The 22,676-nt window shown below is 35.4% G+C and carries 23 protein-coding genes and 3 tRNA genes; 10 read left to right on the top strand and 16 right to left on the bottom strand.

All coding sequences use genetic code 11. The features are described 5' to 3' along the window. The first annotated feature begins 14 nt into the window (after positions 1-14). A complete protein-coding gene (locus RMO03_RS07470; RefSeq protein WP_309641470.1) occupies positions 15-392 on the top strand; it encodes a S4 domain-containing protein in 378 nt (125 codons plus the stop codon). A 30-nt stretch (positions 393-422) separates the two neighbouring features. Beyond that, entirely contained in the window at positions 423-917 is a 495-nt protein-coding gene (locus RMO03_RS07465) for a phosphoribosyltransferase family protein (protein WP_309641469.1), read from the top strand. Here the strand turns inward: RMO03_RS07465 and RMO03_RS07460 are convergent. Then, the gene (locus RMO03_RS07460; RefSeq protein WP_309641468.1) at positions 909-1,424 is read right to left on the bottom strand and encodes a shikimate kinase; all 516 of its coding nucleotides are present in this window, start codon (positions 1,422-1,424) and stop codon (positions 909-911) included. The genes RMO03_RS07465 and RMO03_RS07460 overlap by 9 nt on opposite strands. Positions 1,425-1,555: 131 nt before the next feature. On the opposite strand from RMO03_RS07460, the gene RMO03_RS07455 reads away from it, so the two are divergent. The 4 genes from RMO03_RS07455 to RMO03_RS07440 all read left to right on the top strand — a co-directional run bounded on the left by RMO03_RS07455 (position 1,556) and on the right by RMO03_RS07440 (position 3,512). Then, positions 1,556-1,628 (top strand) — tRNA-Lys (locus tag RMO03_RS07455). 27 nt (positions 1,629-1,655) lie between these two features. Then, positions 1,656-1,728, top strand: a tRNA-Lys gene (locus RMO03_RS07450). Between the two features lie 38 nt (positions 1,729-1,766). Beyond that, a tRNA-Leu gene (locus RMO03_RS07445) sits at positions 1,767-1,850 on the top strand. 447 nt (positions 1,851-2,297) lie between these two features. Next, positions 2,298-3,512, top strand: coding sequence for a hypothetical protein (locus RMO03_RS07440; protein WP_309641467.1), 1,215 nt, complete (start codon positions 2,298-2,300; stop codon positions 3,510-3,512). Positions 3,513-3,542: 30 nt separating this feature from the next. Here the strand turns inward: RMO03_RS07440 and RMO03_RS07435 are convergent, their stop codons facing one another. The 11 genes from RMO03_RS07435 to RMO03_RS07385 form a co-directional block, all read right to left on the bottom strand. Further along, the gene (locus RMO03_RS07435; RefSeq protein WP_309641466.1) at positions 3,543-4,283 is read right to left on the bottom strand and encodes an SH3 domain-containing protein; all 741 of its coding nucleotides are present in this window, start codon (positions 4,281-4,283) and stop codon (positions 3,543-3,545) included. Next, positions 4,276-5,616, bottom strand: coding sequence for a BatD family protein (locus RMO03_RS07430; protein ID WP_309641465.1), 1,341 nt, complete (start codon positions 5,614-5,616; stop codon positions 4,276-4,278). Before RMO03_RS07430 ends, RMO03_RS07435 begins: the two co-directional genes overlap by 8 nt. Before the next feature lie 73 nt (positions 5,617-5,689). Continuing rightward, positions 5,690-6,427, bottom strand: coding sequence for a tetratricopeptide repeat protein (locus tag RMO03_RS07425; RefSeq protein WP_309641464.1), 738 nt, complete (start codon positions 6,425-6,427; stop codon positions 5,690-5,692). Beyond that, positions 6,424-7,425, bottom strand: coding sequence for a VWA domain-containing protein (locus tag RMO03_RS07420; RefSeq protein ID WP_309641463.1), 1,002 nt, complete (start codon positions 7,423-7,425; stop codon positions 6,424-6,426). Before RMO03_RS07420 ends, RMO03_RS07425 begins: the two co-directional genes overlap by 4 nt. Then, a complete protein-coding gene (locus RMO03_RS07415) occupies positions 7,422-8,429 on the bottom strand; it encodes a VWA domain-containing protein (RefSeq protein WP_309641462.1) in 1,008 nt (335 codons plus the stop codon). The genes RMO03_RS07420 and RMO03_RS07415 overlap by 4 nt, the downstream gene beginning before the upstream one ends. Continuing rightward, a complete protein-coding gene (locus RMO03_RS07410; protein ID WP_309641461.1) occupies positions 8,429-9,115 on the bottom strand; it encodes a hypothetical protein in 687 nt (228 codons plus the stop codon). Before RMO03_RS07410 ends, RMO03_RS07415 begins: the two co-directional genes overlap by 1 nt. Before the next feature lie 124 nt (positions 9,116-9,239). Beyond that, positions 9,240-10,097 carry a DUF58 domain-containing protein gene (locus RMO03_RS07405; protein ID WP_309641460.1) on the bottom strand — a complete coding sequence of 286 codons (858 nt, stop codon included), beginning with the start codon at positions 10,095-10,097 and terminating at the stop codon, positions 9,240-9,242. A gap of 16 nt (positions 10,098-10,113) precedes the next feature. Then, entirely contained in the window at positions 10,114-11,118 is a 1,005-nt protein-coding gene (locus RMO03_RS07400; RefSeq protein WP_309641459.1) for a MoxR family ATPase, read from the bottom strand. A 40-nt stretch (positions 11,119-11,158) separates the two neighbouring features. Then, entirely contained in the window at positions 11,159-14,161 is a 3,003-nt protein-coding gene (locus RMO03_RS07395; RefSeq protein WP_309641458.1) for a tetratricopeptide repeat protein, read from the bottom strand. Positions 14,162-14,173: 12 nt separating this feature from the next. Then, the gene (locus tag RMO03_RS07390; protein WP_309641457.1) at positions 14,174-14,989 is read right to left on the bottom strand and encodes a hypothetical protein; all 816 of its coding nucleotides are present in this window, start codon (positions 14,987-14,989) and stop codon (positions 14,174-14,176) included. An 18-nt stretch (positions 14,990-15,007) separates the two neighbouring features. Next, entirely contained in the window at positions 15,008-16,318 is a 1,311-nt protein-coding gene (locus RMO03_RS07385; RefSeq protein WP_309641456.1) for a hypothetical protein, read from the bottom strand. A gap of 496 nt (positions 16,319-16,814) precedes the next feature. Between RMO03_RS07385 and RMO03_RS07380 the strand changes: the two genes are divergently transcribed. From RMO03_RS07380 to RMO03_RS07365, 4 genes are read left to right on the top strand one after another with little or no spacing between them, the layout of a single operon-like run. Continuing rightward, a complete protein-coding gene (locus RMO03_RS07380; RefSeq protein ID WP_309641455.1) occupies positions 16,815-17,711 on the top strand; it encodes a MerR family transcriptional regulator in 897 nt (298 codons plus the stop codon). A 24-nt stretch (positions 17,712-17,735) separates the two neighbouring features. Next, positions 17,736-19,196 carry a phytoene desaturase family protein gene (locus tag RMO03_RS07375; protein ID WP_309641454.1) on the top strand — a complete coding sequence of 487 codons (1,461 nt, stop codon included), beginning with the start codon at positions 17,736-17,738 and terminating at the stop codon, positions 19,194-19,196. Positions 19,197-19,199: 3 nt separating this feature from the next. Beyond that, positions 19,200-20,039 carry a phytoene/squalene synthase family protein gene (locus RMO03_RS07370; protein ID WP_309641453.1) on the top strand — a complete coding sequence of 280 codons (840 nt, stop codon included), beginning with the start codon at positions 19,200-19,202 and terminating at the stop codon, positions 20,037-20,039. A 3-nt stretch (positions 20,040-20,042) separates the two neighbouring features. Next, positions 20,043-20,489 (top strand): sterol desaturase family protein, encoded by a 447-nt coding sequence (locus tag RMO03_RS07365; protein WP_309641452.1) that lies wholly within the window; start codon positions 20,043-20,045, stop codon positions 20,487-20,489. Between the two features lie 102 nt (positions 20,490-20,591). Here RMO03_RS07365 and RMO03_RS07360 read toward each other — a convergent pair whose 3' ends face one another. From RMO03_RS07360 to RMO03_RS07345, 4 genes are read right to left on the bottom strand one after another with little or no spacing between them, the layout of a single operon-like run. Continuing rightward, entirely contained in the window at positions 20,592-21,128 is a 537-nt protein-coding gene (locus RMO03_RS07360) for a DUF4252 domain-containing protein (RefSeq protein ID WP_309641451.1), read from the bottom strand. A 6-nt stretch (positions 21,129-21,134) separates the two neighbouring features. Continuing rightward, complete coding sequence (locus tag RMO03_RS07355) at positions 21,135-21,680, bottom strand: DUF4252 domain-containing protein (protein WP_309641450.1); 546 nt, start codon at positions 21,678-21,680, stop codon at positions 21,135-21,137. Between the two features lie 40 nt (positions 21,681-21,720). After that, the gene (locus tag RMO03_RS07350) at positions 21,721-22,176 is read right to left on the bottom strand and encodes a hypothetical protein (protein WP_309641449.1); all 456 of its coding nucleotides are present in this window, start codon (positions 22,174-22,176) and stop codon (positions 21,721-21,723) included. Then, entirely contained in the window at positions 22,163-22,672 is a 510-nt protein-coding gene (locus RMO03_RS07345) for a sigma-70 family RNA polymerase sigma factor (RefSeq protein ID WP_309641448.1), read from the bottom strand. The genes RMO03_RS07350 and RMO03_RS07345 overlap by 14 nt, the downstream gene beginning before the upstream one ends. Between the last annotated feature and the right edge of the window lie 4 nt (positions 22,673-22,676).

Here is a 22,676-nt window from a genome sequence, read left to right as displayed (position 1 = left end):
TTTAGAAAAAAAATATGAGAGTCGATAAATATCTATGGTGCGTCCGCTATTATAAGACCCGAAACATGGTCACGGAAGCTTGCAAAAAAAATCATATCACCGTGAATGGCCAAGTAGCCAAACCATCGAAAGAAGTTTTCGCGACCGATCAGATTACTTTTAGAAAAGATCAAATTACCCAAACCATTACTGTTTTAGATATTCCGCCCAATCGTGTTGGTGCCAAGTTGGTTGACATCTATCGAAAAGATGAAACACCAATCGAAGTATTTCAGCATTTAGAATTGTTGAAATTATCGAAAGAGCACTATCGCAAAACGGGCGATGGCAGACCAACAAAAAAAGACCGAAGAGATTTGATTGATTTTGAAAATGAAGCCGATGACGAATAAACAATTGACACCTAATAATCATACCTAAAAATGCAAAACAGAATTCTAAACCATGCCGAAATCGAGCATAAAATCAAACGCATTGCCTATCAGATTTATGAAACTTTTGTAGACGAAGACACTATTGTACTTGCCGGAATTTCAAGCAATGGTTATGTTTTAGCGGAAAAAATTGCAGTCGTTTTGCAATACATTTCACCTTTAAAAGTTTTATTGTGTGAAGTGCATATTGACAAACAAAATCCGAATGCTCCGATTACCACTTCGTTAGATAAAGAAGTTTATAAAAATCAAGGATTGGTTTTGGTGGATGATGTTTTAAATTCAGGAACTACTTTGGTTTATGGCGTTAAACATTTTTTAGAAGTGCCGCTTTCTAAATTTAAAACGGCTGTTTTAGTGGATAGGAATCATAAAAAATATCCTGTAAAAGCAGATTTCAAAGGCATTTCATTGAGTACCTCATTACAAGAACATGTTCAAGTGGTGTTTGATCAAACCGGAGATTATGCTTATTTAAATTAATACCGATTCAATTTCAGCAACGATTTCTTCGGGCGATTTTTCACCTACATCTAATGTATGTGATGCTTTGTGGTAGTAATAGCTTCTTTCGAAAAGGTGTTGTGCGATGAAATTTTTTAGTTCTAGAGTATCTTTATTCGCAATCAATGGTCGTGTGGTTTTTTCATTGATCAATCTTTTAGAAAGTACTTCAATAGGCACTTTGAGATAAAAGGAAACTATCGACTCGCCATTTAAGAATTCGTGGTTATTAGCATAACATGGCGTTCCTCCACCCAAACTTAGCACAAACGATTCTTGCGATGACATCAGTTGTTTAAAAATTAGATGTTCTGCTTTCCTAAAATAAATTTCTCCTTTATTTTCAAAAATCGAATTGATGGTCATTTGTTGATCATTCTCGATGTTTTCATCCAAATCTTGAAAAGGAATCTGAAGTTTTTGCGCCAATAATCTTGCAATTGTAGACTTCCCTGAACCCATATAACCGAGCAAAATTATTTTCATGGCAGTAATAAAACCTTATATATTAAGGCGTTAAAAGTAAATATTAAAAAAACCCAAATTTAAAATAAAATTGCTTTGAAAAATAAATAATAAGGCCTTATATTTGCACCCGCGTTAGAGAAATGACTTTTGACTTGGTAGCTCAGTTGGTAGAGCACATCACTTTTAATGATGGGGTCCTGGGTTCGAGCCCCAGCCAGGTCACAAATTTCAAAACTTATCTCTAACTCAGACTTGGTAGCTCAGTTGGTAGAGCACATCACTTTTAATGATGGGGTCCTGGGTTCGAGCCCCAGCCAGGTCACAAAAGTCGTTCATCACTGAATGGCTTTTTTTTATTTCGGCCACGTGGAGAAATTGGTAGACTTGCCAGCTTGAGGGGCTGGTGTTCGTAAGGACGTGTGGGTTCGAATCCCATCGTGGTCACTAGAATGTTTTAAAAATTAACCCCAACAGACAAACGTTTGTTGGGGTTTTTTGTTTAAAAAAACTTTACTTTTAAAAATACCTTTTTTATAATATTTCAGATCTTGATCTCTTTACTCTAGAGCAGATTATACGTCCTCCTAATTAGTTTTAGTTTCAAAAATTAATTTTTAAAACATCCTTAGATTATCAAAAGTAAAATCTAAAGAAGATGTAATCTTTTATGTTAATTTTTTTATTGCATATGTTAAAAAAAAATCATAATCTTGTTAAAATTAACATTATTACACTCTAAATAGAAGTCAAGACAATTTATATTAAACACAAACAAACAAATCATGAAAACATTTATTTTATTAACCCAGAATACACAAAAATTAAAACATGAGGATAAAATTAGTCATAAGGTTAAAATCTCATTTAACAGCTAATTTTAAAATCACAACGATGAAAAAAAATACATTATACTTTATTGCGCTAATAATTATAAATTTTTCAACAACAGCACAAAATGTCGAGAATACAGCGCCAAAATACCGCCGAGGTTCCTTATACACTTTAATGATTAATGATGACACGAGACCATATGCCAACGTAATCCGGGAGTCATTTGAAAAAGGGCCAATTCCAGATAAGTTTGACGATCACAGATTAGTCAATCGTGTTATTCCAGCTACCAATTCACCTGATGAAAAAGACAACGTTACTCAATTTTTACAAAACAATCACGTAGCAAAAGAATTAGTTGCCAAATGGTTTAATCGTTCAGAATGGGGTGGCTTTAATATGAATCTCATCCAAACACGAGGTAAATATGATGCCAATGCATTAGACATTGCGAAATCGAAATCAACCGAAAGAGGTGTTAATTCGTTAGCTGATGCCGGTGAGGAATTGATAAAGAATACTTTTGTTCTAGTCAATGATTATCGATACACTTCCAAAGAAGAAGTAGCCAAAAAAACCAACAAAGGTTTAGGATTTGCTTCAGGTTTGATGCGTGCTGCCGGTATGGGAAATATTGCCAATATTGCTGATGTGGCTTCTGTCGGAGTCAAAGTCATGGGAAAAGGCTACATTGTAAAAAGCACCGCCTACTTATACCGTTTGGTTTGGGATGAGGAAACTGCAGCCAAATTCTATAATACCTTATGGGCAGAAGACAATACCATAACTACTGAGAAATTAAAAGCATGGGAAGACACGGACATGTTTAGATTAGAATTTGTAGGTTCTGATAATTCATGGGCTGACGTACAATCTACCGTTTTTACAAAAAAAACAGAGGAAGAACTAATTGAGAAAGCTACCATCAAGGCTGTCGATGCGGTTATTGTAAAACTTCAGAAAAACCACGATGAATTTAAAACAAAAACACCTTTGTATAGCGGAGAGCCTATTACAGCAAAAATCGGTCTTAAAGAAGGATTGTCTAATGAATCTAAGTTTGATGTTCTGGAACAAGTTCAAGATGAAAGCGGCAAAACAAAATACGTTTCAGTTGGTGTTATAAAAGTTGACACCAGTCAGCCTATCTGGGATAATCGATATGGTGCAGATGAAGAAAATCCTAACAGTGTAACTGACAAGACCTACTTCAAAAAAGTAAGTGGTAAAGATTTGTATCCTGGAATGCTAATCGTTCAAAAGAAAGGAAAATAATCATTTATTGCTTTCAAATTATCGCCGTAACTATATAGGCAAATAGTGCAAATCGCCTTGTTTTAACCAACCCGATTGATGATTATAGGATTCCACTTTAAGCCATAATCCATAAGAATTGACTATTTTAATTTGATAACCTTCGTCCCATTGATAGGTCAATTTGGCTTGATGGCTTGGCCCATTATAAAGTGATGTTTTATGCCTCAAAATTCCATACGTTTGGATATTTTCTACTCTATGAATGCCATATACCAACAGTAACATCAAAATAGAAAATAAGGCTGTCGCTTTGCAATGCTTCTGAACGACAGCCTTATTTTTATTTCTGGAAGTTAAAAAATAGCAAATCAAACTACCCATTAAAATAACAGTGAAAACAATATTTAGGTTTTCTATAATTTTGATGCCCAAAATCTCTTGTTCATAAAAATTAGAATTGTTAACGATTACCTCAGCATTACAAAGGTTTAAAGTTTTCTTTCTGTTGGCGAGTAACCTTGAGTTAAGTGGAGACAATGCCAATCCTTTTTCAAAATATAAAATAGCGAGACTTGATTTTTTAAAGCCATAATAAAGTTCCCCTATATCAGCGTAATTATTGGCTGTCAAATTGCCCTTTTTCTCTTCATTTTTATAAAATGTAAGTCTTTCCTGAGCAGTGTGTTTTTTTGACATTACTGTACGATCATCGTGCATCGAACAAGCATAAGCCGCCAGAATCACTAGCAATAAAATTGACGCGGAAATAATAAATTTAAGTTTATTCATAGCGATCTAATCTTCTTAATAATATTTCTAATGCTCTGAGTAGCTCTTTTGGTTCACAGATTGGTTTAGCTATCCCAAAGCGATTTTGCTCGGTATGTTGCCACCATAATTCAAGTTCATTTTGAATTTCAATCGACCAATAAGCAGTGTGTTTTTTAAAATTAGAACGAACCAAAACACCTACAAAATCACCTCCTTTTTTCTGATGAATATATTCCAAGAGAATCACATTCATATTTTTTAAAAAAGCATCTTTAGATAATGAGTCCGCAAATTTTAATTGTTGCTTACATGCCGACAAAGCTACCTTCAAGGCCTTTCTATGAATCAGATATTGCTGAAAAAACTTCCTTTGCTCAAGAATATAAGATTCAAAATAAACATAGCATAGCAACAAAAATCCCAATCCTAAAAGCGCATAAAAAAGAATCGAATACGAGTAAAGATTCCCGGAGTTAGGTTCCCCATTTTCTTGAGCAGTAATCATATCCGATTGGGCTGTTGCTTCTGGAGAAGCTAAAATTCCTTGTGTCACTTTCCATTCGTATGAACCTGCAGTAAATTTTTGATAAGCATTGGTATTCGGATTAAAAACAGTAAACCCAAAATCAGGAATTGCGTGAGTGCCTTTATAATTGGTGGCGACTTGAAAAGAATATAGTACGCTGGTTTTTAAACCCGTCGATTCGAGCGTATCGTGATTGGTGGTCTTTACATTATAAATCTCCCACAAACGATTCGATTTTGGTATCGGAAAGCTACAATTTTTGGTATTACCCGTTCCTTCTATGGTTAAATTGAACTCCAATAAATTAGGTGTTTTAGCCGAAGGAGTATAAGCACCTTTGATCCTAAAATTACCCACAGCATGAGAAAACAAATCACTTCCTTCTGACAAAGGCAAAGGCTTCACCATAACAGATTCGGGATTCGATACCACGATTTGCGTAACCGATTTTTCCTGTCCAAAAAAATCATTTGCATCGATTACACTACGCTGTATGGTTTTCTTCAATGGTGGAATTTCGAGTTTTCCTGAAACATTCGCAATGACTAAGTACTGTTGCAATACTTTAACACGGTAAAGCATTCCATCAATTCGCTCTTGTTTTTCTATTGCGTTTAAAGGATATCGTTCCTGATAACTATGCTCGAAGACTATGGTGCTTTCTTTTTGAGGATCGATAATAGCCACCGCTGTATACATGGAATAGGTAACCGTAAAAACTTCTCCTACATACACCGAAGATTTGGAAACTGATGTTTTTATAAAAACCTCTTTCTTTTTGGCTAATGCAATAGAATCCTGAGGCACTTGATTGGTGCTACTCATTGCCCTTAGATTCAATAATGAAAAGGAAACAACCAATATAATATGGCGTATTTTGATAGGCATACTGATGAGACTAATAATCCAATGGGTTGGTTATGGAATGATTTTTTTTCGATTTTGTTCCCTGAGGCACTCGTACTTTATCTTTGGTTTGTCGGAGCATATCATTCATTTCCTTATCCGAAAAGTGATAGACGCCAGGTTGCATTTTCTTATTGTCTTTTTCTCCATCCTTATTATCGGATGCTTCTTCTTTTTTCTCGTCTCCTTTTTTGGCAGCTTCTTTCTGTTTTTCTGAAGGCGTTTGCTTTAGTTTTTGCTTTCTCAGAAGGTTGGCAATGAATAAAAAATTTTGCCGCACAACAACATTCGAATCATCCAAAAGCAAGGCTTTTTTATAAAATTCGTAGCTTTTTTCAAGAGCACCTAACTTATAATAAGTACGGCCTAAATTCATCCATGTGGTCAAACGAGACTTGTTGGTTTTATCATCACTTAAATTAAGGTATACTGCTAAAGCTTCTGAATATCTACCTTGCTGATAGTAAGCATTACCTAAATTAAACAAAACGTTATTAGAATCAGGCAAAGTCTCTAAAGCTTTTTTATATTGAATCTCTGCATCACCCCATTGTGCTTTTCGATATTGCATATTTCCTTGAAATATCGATACAGCGTTATAGGTTATCGTCTTAACATTAAAAATATTTTTGTAAAATAGAAGCAGTAAACAACCAACCATAAAAAGACCTAAGCCATACCATCGGTAAGACTTAGATTTTATCTGGAGTATTGATGTGCTATTACTCATTGTTGTTTATTTGATGTTAAACCGATTGATGGAACAAGCGTTTCTAGTATTAAAAAAACCAACGCCAGTATTAAAAAATAATTCCAAATAGGCTTTCGGGAACGCACTATTTGGGTGCGCTCTTTTTCATGTATTTTTTGAAACAACCAATTCACCGAAGCGGTATTATTAGTAACACGCTGATATAGTTTATGATTGCCTACAATTCGTTTCATAGTATTTTCGTGCAAAAAAGAATGAATGGGTTTCCCAGCATTATCCCGCTTCATTAAATTTGAATTTCCTTCACCATCAAGAGGAACTTCTCCTCCACCCGACGTTCCGAAACCCAATGCTAACAAAGTAGTTCCAGATTTTATGATGGAATCTGATACAGCAAACGAACGCACATCATGAAACTCACCGTCTGAAAGCAAAACAATAAACTTATTTCTGTGCGCTTTAGTATCAAATAATAATTGTGCTATTTTTAAAGATTCCCGCAACAAAGTGCCTTGCTCCATTAAATCACTGCTGATATTTGGAATCGAATTATTGATATAATCATAATCATTGGTTAAAGGTACATAAGCTCCTGCTTTACCCGCAAACAAAACAACGCCAACCTGTTCCTCAGTGAAACGCATCATGGCTTTTTGCATTAAATTTCGAACTTGGCTTATCCGATCGGGGGGCACGTCCTTTACATTCATGCTTTGCGATACATCAACAACGAAGACAACATCAGTGGCACTTGCATTATGGGTTGTAGTTGTGTTATTATCAATGTAAGGCTTGCATAAAATCAACAATAAACTTAAAAAAGCCAATAGCAGCAATAGCCATTTTATCACTTGCAAATAAAGTGATGAACTACTAATCAGTTGCTGTATTAAATGGTAATCTCCAATGGAATGCATTACTTTTTGCTGATACCATCTATTGATTATCCAACATACCAACAACAATGGCAATAGCGCCAAAAGATAAAAATATTGATGGTTTTCAAAATGCATCATGATGGCCAGGTTCTTAAAACAGTCATTTTCAAAATAGTCTCCGTGAGCAAAAGCAATAGCGCAATACATACCAACATCAATCTGTAGGATTCATAACGATTGTGATAGACCCATCGTTGTTGCTGCTGTTCCATTCGATTGATTTGATTATAAACAGTACGCAGTGTGCCTACATCGGTTGCTTTAAAATAAGTTCCTCCCGTAATCTGAGCGATTCTTTTTAAAACAGTTTCGTTGATGGTGCAGTATACTTTTTGATAGTAAGTTTTTCCGTTAAGGTCTTTCAATGGCATCGGAGCAAACCCGGTGCGTCCGATACTGATTGTGTAAATTTTAATATGCAATCGTTGCGCAAATTGAGCGGCTAAAAGTGGATCTATGATGCCTGCGTTATTTTCTCCGTCAGTAAGCAAGACGATTACTTTATTTTTAACCTTACTGTTTTGAAGTGCTTTGATAGCAGTAACTATTCCTGAACCAATAGCAGTACCATCATTTAGTTCGTTATGCTGCATCGAATTTATGGATTTCAATAACTGCTTGCTGTTTTTAGTTAAAGGACACCAGTTGATACTTTCTCCTGCGTACAATACCATACCAATTCGATCTTCCATGCGCAACGCCACAAAACGGTTTAACACAGCCTTGAGTGCTTCGCTGCGATTGGGTTTTAAATCTTCTATAAGCATACTTTTCGAAGCATCTAATGCAAAAACGATATCGCTGGTACTAAATGGAGAACGTATTTTCTGACGGTATTTCAATTCCGGATTTGCCATGGCCAGAATAATAATTACAATGGCCATCATTCTGATAAGAAACAAATAATCTAATGGTGAAAATGGAGAAAACACCGATTTAGGATTTACTGAAGTCCCATTAATAAACATCAAAGGACTGCGCTTTCTGACATACCAAATATAGACCAGTATGAGTATTGGCAGTCCTAAAAACAACAACAACCATAATGGATTTGAAAAAGTGATGTATAGCATTTGTCGCATTAGGATAAGCGTTGCGATGCATGAACACATCGTTTGATTTCATTAAAAAAATCGGGATAATATATTTTAGCAATAGCGTCGGGCAAAAACAAAAGCTTTGCTGCTTGTTCGTCAATATTTTCGGGTGGAATGACAAGTCCTACTCTTTTGTATTGCTGCACCAATTCGCTAACTTTTCTTACCAAAGAAGCAGTAGAAATATTTTCAAAATTAGCCGATAATTCTAAAGCAAAAAGTTGATTTAAAATCCGCTCTCTTTCTTTCAAATCTTTTCTTTTTTGATACCAAAGCTTAAACTTTCCTTGGCTAACAATAAAAATAATCCCAATAAAAAACAATATTCCCAAAACATAAAACCAAGCAAGAAGCAACCCATTCGTTTCAACAGAAGTCATAGGCATAAAGTCATTCAATTGAAGCGGCAAGGCACTCGTTTTAATATCGAGATCAAAAGAAGGCGTTAAAACTGTTTCTCCATCAACGATAACTGGCAAGCCTTTCACAACAAGGTGTTGGGGCTGTATTACTGTAAAATCGATTTGATGAATAAAGCGCTTACCTGATGTGATTTGAGAGGTTGTTTTTAATAAAGTCAATTGATCGGATTGACCAAACAGAAAGTCGGATGCTTTCCATGAAACCTTGGTTTTTGAATTTCCTTGCAGACTCCATTTGATATGAATCACCTCGCCCGTTTTTGCTTTCGAGGCCGAGATTGTCTGGTGTATAATACTAGTCGATTTTGCCCACAAACTACCTATTGGAAACACCAAACTCAGGCAAATTATTATGGTGCTACAGATTTTCATATTAATACAGTAACAATGCTAATTTCTCAACCACTTCATCATCGGTTCGGATTGTAACATTCGAAACGCCATACTTAGACAAAAAGTGGTTGTAGTAATTTTGATATTCCAAATGCTGTTGGTCATACGATTTTTGAAAATTCTCAGAAGTGGTATTTACCCATTTTTGTTTTCCACTTTCAATGTCTTTAAGCTGAATCCAACCCAATTTCGGGAAGTTAGTCTCTAAAACATCTTGCACTTGAATCGTAAAAAAATCATTGTGAAGTGCTAAAATTTTGGCTGATTCTTCATAGCCTGTAGCTTTAAAATCAGACAATAAAAAAACAAGGCTATGCGAGCAATTTTCATTGAGCAGGAATTTTAATGAACTCTCCATATCCGTTTTACCTGTTAAAGGCTTGCAATCTACTAATGCTTTTGCAATATGCCAGAAACCGCTCATACCGCGTAGTGGCATAATGACTTTTTTCGTAGTATCACCAAAAAAAACAACACCAACAGCATCATTATGTCGAATCGCACTATAGGCTAATGTTGCGGCGATTTCTATTTCTAAATCGAGTTTAATTCTTCTTTTGGAACCAAAACCAACAGAACCACTACAATCTATGAGTATCCAAATGGTACGAACTTTATCTTCACTAAACGTATTGACGAAAGTATCGTTGAATCGTGCGGTAACATTCCAATTAATGTTTCGAACATCATCGCCTCTTTCGTATTTTCGAATCGAATCGAATACGACACCTCTTCCTTTAAACAAACTCGTGGTAGTGCCTGCCATTTTTTGATGGGTTTTCGAAGTGGCCTTCAAATCGATTTTTTGAATCGTAGTGATAAGTTCATTTAATTCCATAAACAACGTATTGAATTTATGGCTTAGGCATTTCGTTGAGAATTTCCTGCAAAATAAAATCAGTCGTGATGTTCTCAGCCATCGCTGTATAGTTTAAACCTATTCGATGGCGCAATACATCTAGGGTTACCGCATAAACATCAGCTGGAATTACATAAGCTCTTTTATTCAAAAAGGCGTATGCTCTTGAGGCATGTGTAAGATTGATTGTACCTCGCGGAGAAGCACCAAACTTAATGTAAGATTGAAGTCGGGATAAGTTATACTGTTCAGGCCAACGGGTACTATGAATGATATCGAGTATATAATCTTCAATTTTTTCATCAACATGCACTTGATTAACCAATTGCTGCATTCGAAGAATATTCCCCACGGGAACAGTTGTCATATCCATTGGAATGCTCGTAGATTTCTTCCGATTGATGATTTTCTCTTCCTCTTTGGTCGGATAAGTAATATGCACTTTGAGCATGAAACGATCCATTTGTGCTTCCGGAAGTTGGTAAGTTCCCGCTTGGTCTATTGGATTTTGAGTCGCTAAGACCATAAAAGGCAAATCTAACTTATAAGTGTTGTTGCCAATGGTTACTTGATGTTCCTGCATTACTTCCAACAAGGCACTTTGCACTTTTTCCGGTGCTCTATTGATTTCATCTGCTAAGATAAAATTTGAAAAAATCGGGCCTTTTTTTACAGCAAATTCATTCGTATGAATATTATAAATCGTGGTTCCTAATATGTCGGCCGGAAGAATATCGGGTGTAAATTGAATGCGGGAAAAATCAGTGGCAATGGACTGTGCTAAGGTTTTTACAGTTAACGTTTTGGCAAGTCCAGGCATACCTTCTAAGAGTATATGACCATTGCACAACAAACCTATCATGAGACGCTCAATAAGGATTTCTTGTCCAACTATAGTTTGCTTAATCAATCCTATCAACTGATCTAAAACAAGACATTCCTTGACGATTTCTTGTTCAAAATCTTGCCATTCTGCTACATTGATTTCTGGTTTTATCATGATTAGATTGTCGAATATTAAATTATTCAGTAGAAAACTATTAGTTAAGAATATGCAATTTTTTTAACTCATTATATTTTACCTTATACGCTTTAACTTGCAGGTAATTATCAAGATAAGCTTCTTCTTCCGATTTGATGATCTCTTTACTTAACACATCGGTTTCGAATGCTTTTTGAAACGACTCGCTGGCTTTGTCAAATTGATTATTACTCGCATAATAGCATCCCAAACCATATAATGCTATTCCATTTTTGGGTTTGATAGCCAAAGCAACATTCCACTTTTCTATGGCCAAAACACCTTGATTTAATGCGAGCAAATTCATTCCATAATAGGCATAAAATAATGTATTTGTAGTACTGGTTGATTCTTGACCGTAAATCTCAAAATCTTTCAGCGCCAAGCTATACTGTTGGTTCTTATAGCTACTCAGACCGCGAAGAAAATAGGTATCCTTAACCACTTTTAAAGAATCTAACCGAATGGCTTCCGAGAATTGTTGAATCGAAGATAAATAGTTTTTAGATTCAAAATGCGATTTACCATTGGCGTAATGGTATTGATATCTTGGATTCACTTTAATGGCTTCATTAAAATCTTTTGTAGCCTTCGAGAAATCGTTTTGCTCAAAATAGGCTAAACCTCTATAAAAATAAGCTTCGTTATTGGTTTCTAAAAAATCTAAAGCAATGTTCGAAGATTTGATGGCTCCCGAATAATCTGTCGAAAAATATTGCGCTTTTCCAAGCAACTGGTAGGCACGCGACAATTCGACATTGAATGATTTTACGCTTATCTTATCACCTTCTTTTTTCGCTTTTTCTATATTCGCTTTAAGCAAACCAATCGCAATATTATAATCATCAACGGCAAAGGCATACTTATCGACAGCCTGATTGGTGTTTCCGCGTTCTATGAAAGCATTGTAGTTTTCTTTATTACTTTTTATGGCATTTGAAAAACAACCCAAGGCGAGTTCATATTCTTTAATCTGATGATGCGCAAGCCCTTCTTTGTAGTAAGCATCGGAAAATTGGGGATTACATGCTACCGCCTGACGGTTGAGATCAATGCAGGTAGTATAATTGATGGCTCCTGCATCATTGGCTTTAACACGAAGTTCGTTTCCGGTAATCAACCAGATTTCTGCTTTGCCGTGTATGGCTTTGGCATTGCATTTTCTGATTTCAAGCGCTTTGTTGTATAATAAATCTGCATTAACAAAGTCGTGCTTGTCAGCTAATGCTTGTCCTTGCGTAAAATAATCATCACTAATCGATTCTATTTTTTGGAGTTGCTGTTCTTGAAGCCCTAATTTTTCTGCAATTAAGAAATCGCTACCGGCTTTGTAGTTTAAATCGATGCTGACAAAATTCAATCCGCGATAATAATAAGCCATCGTATATTCGGGATTTAGTTTAATAGCCGTATCGAAATTCTTTTCAGCATCAGTCGGATATTTCATTCTGTAGAGTAATTCTCCTTTATCACAATAAAAGACTGGATTTTTCGGACTCAAACTGATGGCTTTGTCATAATCGATAATCGCGCCGTTGGTATTTGAAATTTGGTCTTTCAATTTCGCCTTGATGGCAAAAAAAAGCGCTTTATCAGGAGAATCATCCAATTCGTTGGTAGCCAAAACGTCATAATCGGTGAGCGCATTGATGATATCTTTCTTTTGGTTGACATAAAAACTAGCACGAGCCAAACGCGCTTCTTTATAATTTGTAAAATACTGAATGGCAATATTGAAATTTTCTAAGGCTTTTTCAAAATTACTGTTGCTGTTTTTTTTATTAATTTCACCCAATTGTACATAAGCAGATCCAATTATAAAATACAATTCAGGAAAATCATTTTTCTCTTTTTTGTGTTCTTTGAGGCCTTTTTCGCAGTCATCGATAGCGCCTTCATAATCTCTTGACTGTAATTTGTTGTAGGGTAACGAAATCAATGCAAGCTTCAGACTCAAAGCGTCGATTTCGGGTTGCAATAATCCGCTAATATTGGGTTTGAGCAAAATGGCTTGCTTGTAAAACTGAATGGCATCATTGAACTTACGATCTCCTTTAGCTTTATCACCTTTAATTTTATAATTCTCGTAGGTATTTTCGGCTGCCAACTTTTTCGTATCGAGAATTCGTTTGTCTAACGAAGGAACTAAAGGTTTGATGTCTTTAGCTTTTTGAAAAATATCCAGTGCCTCTTTGTATTGTTTGTTGTTAATATAAGTTGTGGCCAAGATTAAATATTCATCAAAAATCGACTGCTGCTTTTTTTCCTCATCTTGGCGTTCTTTGATGAATGTTTCCTTTTCTTTATCGAAATATTCTTGGGTCACAACACTAGCTGTGGAAGAAACATCGGTAGCAATCTGCATGTTGTTCTCAATACCATCAATGGGAAGTGCTGTATTATAATAGGTAATACTCATGATGGTGGTTTCCCATTTAGAATTCCCAATTTTTTCTGCTCGCACCAGAGCCTCTCGCTGCTTTATGCTGTATCCATTACCACTAGGTCTATATTTGCTTCCGAACTTAGAATCAAATTTTACCTTAACGTAGATGTAATCCTTCATTTTAACACTCGATACCACAATATTGGAAAACTCAATCGAAGCATCTGCTGTTTTTTCGTATTGAAGATCCATCTCGTTCAAATAATTGATAGCGAACATATCTTTAGTCTTCCCCATTTCTGAGAGTGAATTGATATCATCTTCTATGATAACTTCCTTGTTATAGAAAACACGACTGCGAGAAGGTTTGTAACTATTGTCTATAACATCCGCTAATTCGCTGGCAACATTGTCTGAAAAAGTGATATAATTTAAAAGATTCTTGAATGTTTCAACGGTGGACTTCGCTTGATAACTGATTTCTTTTGCATCTTTTAAGCTAATGGTATTTTCAGGATTTACCGCTACCGAAACATCTTGTGCTTGTACTAATGGTATACAAAACAAAAAGCATAAAAGTGAAATGCTTTTATGGGACAAAGAGGATATCATGGCATCAAGCAATATAAATTTCATGTGATAAAAAAATTAAGAAGGTATTCTGATTAATTTATTGATTAACCATCCTGAGTTTTTTGTCGGACGATTGAATTGTTGGATTTCAATTTTCCAACCATCGATTTGACAAAAGACATAACTAATGTAATTGGTTTGGAGAATTTTTAAATTTTTATTTAAAATCTGGCGGATAAAAGCACTCATCATATCACTGTAATGCGCTGATGGCTCAATGTAATTACTTAAATTTTTAGTATTTTCTGACACCATATCAATATTCAAAAAATCATTCGTATGACTCATTGGGTTTAGCGATCCTAATTTATTGTTGGGCATAGGCAATTGAGGCTGTTCTATTGGCAATGGCTTTCCGTTGGCATCCTTGGGAAGCAAAAATTTAGCGGACACATCAGAAAGTACCCATTTGCAACTGCCGTCAGGAAGGTTCATTATCTTGAGCTTACAAAGTACCGTTTTAGGCTTTCCTTTCCAAAGCACAGTACATGTTACATTCGCATACCAATTTTCTGCATTAAAATCAAGTAGTAATGGTGGATTACTGGTTATTACTTGTTGAACAAAACTTGTTATCTCGGTATAATTCCAATCTGTTTTTGAGGCGTTGAAAAGGCTTTTTAGTAACTTTTCGCGTGTTAGAACTACTTTAGGTTGGTATTCTTTATTATACTCCTTAATCAAAGCGTCATCACTGTCATTGAATCGTTCGATAAATTCGTCGATTTGTTTTACTTCCCAAGCAAAAAGAGTAACATACTCTTTCTCGTAACTCTGCGCGAAAAGAAATGAAGGTATTAAAACAATAAAAAAACCGAAGAATAGTTTCAAAATAATCGCTTTAGACCATTATAATTTTTTGGTTTCAACCACGCCTACATCATCTAAAAAAACATCCCAACCAGAAACATTCTGGCCTTCTACTGCTTTTTCATAATGTTTAAGAATAACCGTCACACTTCGTTTTGTCTGGTCTCCGTATACTAAATTACCATCTATAAAACCTTGAAATTTTTGAACGAAAGTAACAGAACCATAATAATTCCCATCAGCTCCTTTTTTAAATTTGGAAGCATAACTGATGTTCGCATATTCAACCTGCACTTTATCGTATTGCCCACTTTTAATCAACAATCGGTTCAAATAATCTCTGATTTTATATTTGTTTTTAGTGCCTTTAATAGCATTAGACACTTCAACTCGAGCATTTTCATCAAGAAACAATCCGCATGCCATGTCGACACTTTTATTAGCAGCTTCTTTATCCGTATTCACTGATGTAATGGTTTGAATATAACGTGTAAATTCTTGTGTTTTTTCGAGAGCTTTAGCTCCGAATGCTGCTAAATCTGGCATCACAACCTCATTCTCATCATGAGGTAACTTGTTTGTAGATGTTGCTTCGGATTGGTTGGTAGCTATTGATTGGTCTTTTTGATTGGCTGCTTCAGCCTCAGATGCTTTTGGTTTTACAGCTGTCTTTGCTTTCTTTCCTTTTGTTGGTGCTGAAACTGCTTTTGTTGGTGCTGAAACTGATGAATCTTTAGCAGTATTATCAGATGTAGGAGTGCTTTCAGCCACCGGTGTTTCAGCTTTAGGTGCAACTTCTTTTTCCGAACTTTCTTTTTTAGTGGCTGTTTTAGCATTAGATCTTATTTCTGCTACTTTCGATTTCTCTGCCGAAAGTAGTGGACTAATTGCCTCAGGATCCGAAAACAATTGATGACTGCCGCTCTTACGAATTAAAAATGCTAAATCTGACTTTGGTAATTTGACAGGGCCTCCATTTTCATTGGCAGCAATGTCGGTTTCATTTTCGTCAGTAATTGACACCGGAGATACTTTACCTTCTCTATCTACAACAACATCTACTGAATGTGCTGTGTTGGTTCCTTTTATAAAATTCGCTTTATCTCCTTCGGATGGATTATCCGAAAAAACGAGATAATCACCAGATTCATTAAACGCAACCTTAACATTACTGATTGGTTTTTCGTATATCGGACTATTGGGATTGGCTAAATTTTTATAAGCTATCTTTTCGGAAGTAATGTCTGTAATTTTACCAGCAATTTTAGAACCTCCTGATAAATAAATCATATTCTGTGCTGAAATGTTAAATTGAAAACTCAAAAACACGAAGAGTATTATTTTTTTCATACGCTTATTTTAACTTATTTAGATTTGACGAATAAAATTGATTTAACATAAAAAATCATTTAATAGATTTTCACACATTGATTTTTAACAAATATAATATATTAAGGATATAAATTTTAAGAAATTTTAAAATTATATTGATATTGAAAAATGTCTATTAAATTAATATTAAAAAAAATAAAATCAGTTTTTTTTTCTTTTGGTAGCCTATTCAAACAGTAGTGATAAACACTAAGAAAAAACACTACTTTCAGACCAACTAATAATAATATCTGCAATGCATTATCAAAACAATAACAACTGTTTTGAATACATCAAACTATACCTTTGGAACATATAGTGGATGGGTAATCCTTTATAAAAATGATAAATAGAAGTCATTTCAAGTTCAGAGAATCTGTAAAAAATGAAATTCCACAATTAAATAAATTTATTGTCAAATAAAACAAATTTTAATCAAATTTGATTACTTTTGTTTAACTTTTTTTAAATAAAAATGAACAATATTAAAAACACTTTCAGCATTAAGGATTTAGAAAACATCTCAGGCATCAAAGCGCATACGATTCGAATCTGGGAAAAAAGGTACAATGTGCTTGAACCCGAACGTACCGATACCAACATCCGACTGTATGATTTAGCAAGTCTGCAAAAGCTTCTCAACATTACTTTATTGCACAATCACGGCTATAAGATTTCGAAAATTTCTAAATATGCTCCGGAAAAAATACCAGTTCTAGTTCGTGAAATTATCTCCGAAAAAAGTGTAAAAAACCATGCGATTAGTGCTTTTAAAATGGCTATGATGAATTTTGATCAAGCGCAATTCCATGCCACTTACAATGACCTGCTTTCAGAAAAATCATTTCAAAGAGTTTTTTACGACATTTTTATTCCACTAATGACCGAAATAGGATTGTTGTGGCAATCAGACACGATTACGCCAGCACATGAACACTTTATCAGTTCCCTAATTCAACAGAAAATATTAACCAATACCGAGAAGCTGCAAATACTTGAACCAAAAATAAAAGATCGGGTTTTCGTGCTTTATTTACCCGAGAATGAAATTCATGAATTGGGATTAATGTACCTGAATTATGAGATTCTGTTGCGTGGTTACAAGACGATATATTTAGGCGAAAGTGTACCCATTCAAAATCTAAACATTTTAAATAAATACCTCGACAATATCACTTTCGTCTCTTATTTTACGGTCGAACCTATCAAAGACGACATTAACGAGTACGTCAAAAAAGTGATTGAAAGCGTATTAAATGAAAACGGTCAATTTTGGGTAACAGGAAGATTGTCCGAGTATATTAATCCTACATCTTTAAACAATCAAACCAAAGTATTCAAAAGCATTGAAGAACTAGTTAACGAATTATAATTGAGCTCAAATGGTTCAACCTTCATGAAAAAAGACATCAAAATAATTGGCTCTGGATTTTCTGCATTAGCGGCTGCTTGCTACTTGGCTAAAGCTGGGCATCAAGTTACTGTTTATGAAAAAAACAACACTATTGGTGGTCGCGCTCGACAGTTAAAAAAAGACGGATTTACGTTTGATATCGGTCCAACCTGGTATTGGATGCCCGACGTATTCGAACGGTTCTTCGCTGATTTTGACAAAAAACCTGCTGATTATTATCAGTTGCAAAAACTATCGCCCGCTTATCAAGTTTACTTTGGCGTCAACGAATTTATTACGATCGCCGACAATTTAGACGAAATCATACAAACTTTCGAATCAGTAGAAAAAGGAAGTGGTCAAATTTTAGCAGATTTCATGGTGGAAGCCAAAAGCAATTACGACATAGCGATTAAAGATTTGGTCTACAATCCAGGTGTTTCCCCATTAGAATTGGTCACTTTAGAAACGATGAAAAAAGTCGGGCAATTCTTTGGCAACATTAGCAAAGAAGTGCGCAAACGCTTTAAAAATAAAAAACTCATTCAGATTTTAGAATTTCCGGTTTTGTTCCTTGGCGCGAAACCTTCTGATACACCGACATTTTATAGTTTCATGAATTATGCTGATTTTGGACTTGGCACTTGGCATCCAAAAAATGGTATGTATAGTGTCGTGTTGGCAATAGAAAAACTGGCTTTAGAATTGGGCGTGACTATTTATACCAATAGCAACATTTCTAAAATTAATGTCAATGAAAAAACAGCGACGAGTTTAGATGTCAACGGAGAAACCATTACTGCCGATATTATTCTAAGCGGTGCCGACTACCATCATACGGAAACACTGCTCGATATTGAAAACCGCGTTTATTCAGAAAATTACTGGAAACGCAAAACATTTGCGCCGTCCTCACTCCTATTTTATGTAGCTTTCGATAAAAAAATTGAAAACGTAGAGCATCATTCGTTATTCTTTGATGTTGATTTTGATGCGCATGCTCAAGAAATTTACGACGACCCTAAATGGCCAAAAGACCCTTTATTCTACGCCAGTTTTCCATCCAAAACTGATAGCAATGCAGCGCCTGAAGGAAAAGAAGCTGCTATTTTCTTAATTCCTATCGCACCCGGAATTGAAGATACAGATGCACTCCGAAATCATTATTTCGAGAAAATCATCACCCGATTGGAAAACTTAACGCAACAATCTGTAAAAAATAGCATTATCTTTAAAGAATCATTTTGCGTCAATGATTTCATCAAAGACTACAACTCTTATAAAGGAAACGCCTACGGAATGGCAAACACATTGATGCAAACTGCATTTCTACGGCCAAAACTCAAGAGCAAAAAAATTCGTAATTTATATTTCACCGGACAGCTTACCGTTCCCGGACCCGGAGTTCCACCTGCCTTAATCTCAGGAAAATTAGTAGCCGAATTAATCCAAAAAAACATTTAATTTATGAAATCTATCTTCGATACTATTTCTTTTGAATGTAGTAAAAATGTCACCAAAACCTACAGCACTTCGTTTTCAACTGCGGTTCGTATGTTGGCGCCGAATATTCGTCAGGATATTTACAACATCTACGGTTTTGTTCGCTTTGCGGATGAAATTGTAGACAGTTTCCACGATTACAACAAAGCAGAATTGTTCGACCTTTTCGAAGTAGATTTACACTTGGCTTTGAAAAATAAAATCAGTTTAAATCCCGTTTTAAATGCTTTCCAACATACCGTAACGAAGTTTAATATTCCTGAGGAACTTATCGCTAGTTTTATGAAAAGCATGAAATTAGATTTAACCAAAACCGAATACAAAACGCAAGACGAGTTTAATGAATACATCTTCGGATCTGCCGATGTCGTAGGTTTGATGTGCTTAAAAGTCTTTGTAAATGGCAATCAAGAAAAGTATGATGCTTTAAAAAATGCCGCGATGCGATTGGGTTCAGGCTTTCAAAAAGTGAACTTTTTAAGGGATTTAAAAGCCGATTTTGAAGAATTGAACAGAACGTATTTTCCGGATACAGATTTAAATCAATTGGATGAAATGGCTAAATCGAAAATCATTGCCGAAATTGAAGCTGATTTTAAAGCCGGTTACGAAGGCATTATACATTTGCCCATTGAAGCCAAATTAGGGGTTTACACGGCTTATGTTTATTACAAAAAATTGTTGTCGAAGCTCAGTAAAACGCCATCAACAGAAATCAAAAACACCCGAATCAGAGTGCCTGATTATCAAAAGTTTGGATTGTTTGCAAAGTGTTATTTCAACTATAAACTAAAATTTATTTAAATCATGTGGACGAATATTGCAGCGTTTTTTCTCACGTTTTTCTTCATGGAATTTATGGCTTGGTTCAGTCATAAATACATCATGCACGGCTTTTTATGGCGATTGCATGCCGACCATCACAAGAAAGATCACGATTCCTGGTTTGAAAGAAACGATGCCTTTTTTATATTTTATGCGATTGTAAGCATCACTTTCTTTTTGCTTTGGCAATATGATATTCTGCAAGTTGGTTTAGCCATCGGTTTGGGAATTTTCACTTATGGTTGGACGTATTTCATTGTACACGATATCTTCATTCACCAGCGGTTTAAATTATTCCGAAACGCTGATAACCGCTACGCCAGAGCCGTGAGACGCGCGCACAAAATGCACCACAAACATCTCGGAAAAGAAGATGGAGAATGTTTTGGAATGTTGTTGGTGCCTTTTAAATACTTCAAGAAAAATTAGTTAACCCGGATTTCAAAGATTATCACGGATTAAATCTGAGCAAATCCATGTTAAACAAAAAAACCTTCCACATGGGAAGGTTTTCATAAATACCTTTTATAATTATTTCGTCATCATTTCCTGCAACGGTTTCAATTGATCTAAATTGAGGTTGGATTCTTTCAATAGTGAAATCATATTCATAATCGTCGTCGGACTCATATCTTTGCCTAAAACACGAACGATTGCAAATCCGTTTTCTGCTTTATTCGCATACACAACAAACTCATTGATGTGCTCATCATCGCCAACAAAACTCACTGAAGCGCCGTCTTTACCCGAACCTACTTTCATCAGTTGTTGGTACTTTTCCTCTTTTAAAATCGCAGTCACTTTGACACGCTCAGCATCATATTGCGCTTGATTTTTTTCATTGCGTTTGAAAGCTAAAATATTCATCTTATCTAAAGACGTCAATGCTTTGGCTTGTTCCGCTGTCAATTTCGATTGGTCAACATTTAAAATACTCGATGAAACATCCAAAGCGATGAAATCTTTATTCTCAGAATTGGCTACAAAGTACTTTTGCAACGAAGGTTCAGATTGGCAAGAAACCAATAGCATCAAAGCGAATACTATATAAATTGAAATGGATTTCATATCGATTTATTTAGGGCCTTTTGGACCTTTAGCGCCTTTGGTTGCTCTTTTCAAATCATCGCCGCCAGGGAAACGCATTTTGTCTGTCAATACGGATATTTCATTCAAATCAAAATCACCTGTTAGCGACATCAAAACGGTATCTTCACCTTTTGCGCCTTCAATAAACATTAGCAATTCACGAACTTGGGTATCTTTTGCTCCTGATTTTACAAGGATTTTGATGTTTCTTCCTTCTTGATTTACGCGCATCAATTCTTCTAAACCCGAACTTTTGATATATTTTTCTGAAGCGGCTTTCATTTCGTTTTCTACTCGCGTGCTTTTGGTCGTGAAGACTTTTAGGTTGTCTAACTTTTTGATTAGATTCAAATACTGTTGTGCTTCCTTGTCGGATGCATCCATTTTTACTTTACTCATCAAATCGAACATCTTTTTGTTGACGATGATTGATGTTACGTCGTCTTGTCCGTCGAACTTGTCGAATGCGCCTTGAGCAAAGGATAGACTTGACATTAAAAATACTACTAGTGTAACTACAAAATTTTTCATTTTTCTTGTTTTTGGTTGATTAAAATTGATTGATAATTGATTACTCCGTGATGAATATTTGATCTCTGGTATTCTTGTAATTTTCTACGTATTGAATGCTTTCAATACCAACATTGACATTATTCGACAACATCGCCAAAGCTTTCTGAGTTTCTTTGAACGCTTCTTCAGGATTGTCGTAAGTGCCTAATTCCTGATTTGTTTTGTCGTTTGTGAAGTTGTTGAAAGTGTAAATTCCAACGCCCAATAAAACCACTACTGAAGCAGCAATAGAAATCCAAGTGATTTGGCTTTTTTTGCTTTTTTGAAGCGTTAGTTTCGGTTCGTAGTTTTGATTTTTTTCCGAAGCATAATAACCAAACAAAGCTTGATACTGCTGCAAATGTGGCGCAACGACTGCGGAAGAAAAGTAAGTTTTGAGTTCGTTTTCTTCGGCAAGCGTGGTTTCACCTTCGAAATATTTTTCGAGTAAAATGTCGATTTTATCCAATGCCATAACTATGTGTTTTTATCATGAATTCGCGTATTGTTTTTCTTGCTCTTGAAAGTGCCACGCGAATGGCAGTTTCATTCATTTCTAAAATTTTGGCCATCTCGGCAAACTCATATTGCTCGATGTCGCGCATTTGAATAATAAGTCGCTGCTGCTCGGGCAAGGTGTTGATGATTTTCTCCACCCAATTCAAACTATCGGTATCTTCAAGTTGTTGGTGCAAACCCGGCGTTCTATCCGTAAAATTATTATGAACGATTTTTAAATTTCCGGCTCTTTTCGATTTCAATTGATCAAGACAATAATTCTTGGTGATGGTCATTGCGAAAGCTTCTACACTGTTATACGAACCTAAACTGTCATTCTTATTCCACAATTTGACCAAAACTTCTTGCGTCGCATCTTCAGCTTCTTCGGTACTCACGAGCAATCGCTTGGCAAGCCGAAAGACTTTGTCTTTGAAAGGAGCTACTAGATGCACAAACTCATTTTGGTTCATAAAA

It is taken from the genome of Flavobacterium sp., assembly GCF_031411595.1.
Taxonomy (GTDB): Bacteria; Bacteroidota; Bacteroidia; order Flavobacteriales; family Flavobacteriaceae; genus Flavobacterium.
The sequence above is the reverse complement of the archived record's forward strand: the minus strand, read 5'-3'. Positions and strand labels throughout refer to the sequence as shown.

Excerpts from the sequence above, each read along its gene's own strand:
- RMO03_RS07360 (WP_309641451.1), bottom strand. The coding sequence starts at position 21,128 with ATGAAATCCATTTCAATTTATATAGTATTCGCTTTGATGCTATTGGTT.
- RMO03_RS07460 (WP_309641468.1), bottom strand. The coding sequence starts at position 1,424 with ATGAAAATAATTTTGCTCGGTTATATGGGTTCAGGGAAGTCTACAATT.
- RMO03_RS07425 (WP_309641464.1), bottom strand. The coding sequence starts at position 6,427 with ATGAGTAATAGCACATCAATACTCCAGATAAAATCTAAGTCTTACCGA.
- RMO03_RS07350 (WP_309641449.1), bottom strand. The coding sequence starts at position 22,176 with ATGGCATTGGATAAAATCGACATTTTACTCGAAAAATATTTCGAAGGT.
- RMO03_RS07380 (WP_309641455.1), top strand. The coding sequence starts at position 16,815 with ATGAACAATATTAAAAACACTTTCAGCATTAAGGATTTAGAAAACATC.
- RMO03_RS07405 (WP_309641460.1), bottom strand. The coding sequence starts at position 10,097 with ATGGAATTAAATGAACTTATCACTACGATTCAAAAAATCGATTTGAAG.
- RMO03_RS07435 (WP_309641466.1), bottom strand. The coding sequence starts at position 4,283 with ATGAATAAACTTAAATTTATTATTTCCGCGTCAATTTTATTGCTAGTG.
- RMO03_RS07355 (WP_309641450.1), bottom strand. The coding sequence starts at position 21,680 with ATGAAAAATTTTGTAGTTACACTAGTAGTATTTTTAATGTCAAGTCTA.
- RMO03_RS07375 (WP_309641454.1), top strand. The coding sequence starts at position 17,736 with ATGAAAAAAGACATCAAAATAATTGGCTCTGGATTTTCTGCATTAGCG.
- RMO03_RS07385 (WP_309641456.1), bottom strand. The coding sequence starts at position 16,318 with ATGAAAAAAATAATACTCTTCGTGTTTTTGAGTTTTCAATTTAACATT.
- RMO03_RS07470 (WP_309641470.1), top strand. The coding sequence starts at position 15 with ATGAGAGTCGATAAATATCTATGGTGCGTCCGCTATTATAAGACCCGA.
- RMO03_RS07415 (WP_309641462.1), bottom strand. The coding sequence starts at position 8,429 with ATGCGACAAATGCTATACATCACTTTTTCAAATCCATTATGGTTGTTG.
- RMO03_RS07400 (WP_309641459.1), bottom strand. The coding sequence starts at position 11,118 with ATGATAAAACCAGAAATCAATGTAGCAGAATGGCAAGATTTTGAACAA.
- RMO03_RS07430 (WP_309641465.1), bottom strand. The coding sequence starts at position 5,616 with ATGAGTAGCACCAATCAAGTGCCTCAGGATTCTATTGCATTAGCCAAA.
- RMO03_RS07420 (WP_309641463.1), bottom strand. The coding sequence starts at position 7,425 with ATGATGCATTTTGAAAACCATCAATATTTTTATCTTTTGGCGCTATTG.
- RMO03_RS07365 (WP_309641452.1), top strand. The coding sequence starts at position 20,043 with ATGTGGACGAATATTGCAGCGTTTTTTCTCACGTTTTTCTTCATGGAA.
- RMO03_RS07465 (WP_309641469.1), top strand. The coding sequence starts at position 423 with ATGCAAAACAGAATTCTAAACCATGCCGAAATCGAGCATAAAATCAAA.
- RMO03_RS07395 (WP_309641458.1), bottom strand. The coding sequence starts at position 14,161 with ATGAAATTTATATTGCTTGATGCCATGATATCCTCTTTGTCCCATAAA.
- RMO03_RS07345 (WP_309641448.1), bottom strand. The coding sequence starts at position 22,672 with ATGAACCAAAATGAGTTTGTGCATCTAGTAGCTCCTTTCAAAGACAAA.
- RMO03_RS07440 (WP_309641467.1), top strand. The coding sequence starts at position 2,298 with ATGAAAAAAAATACATTATACTTTATTGCGCTAATAATTATAAATTTT.
- RMO03_RS07370 (WP_309641453.1), top strand. The coding sequence starts at position 19,200 with ATGAAATCTATCTTCGATACTATTTCTTTTGAATGTAGTAAAAATGTC.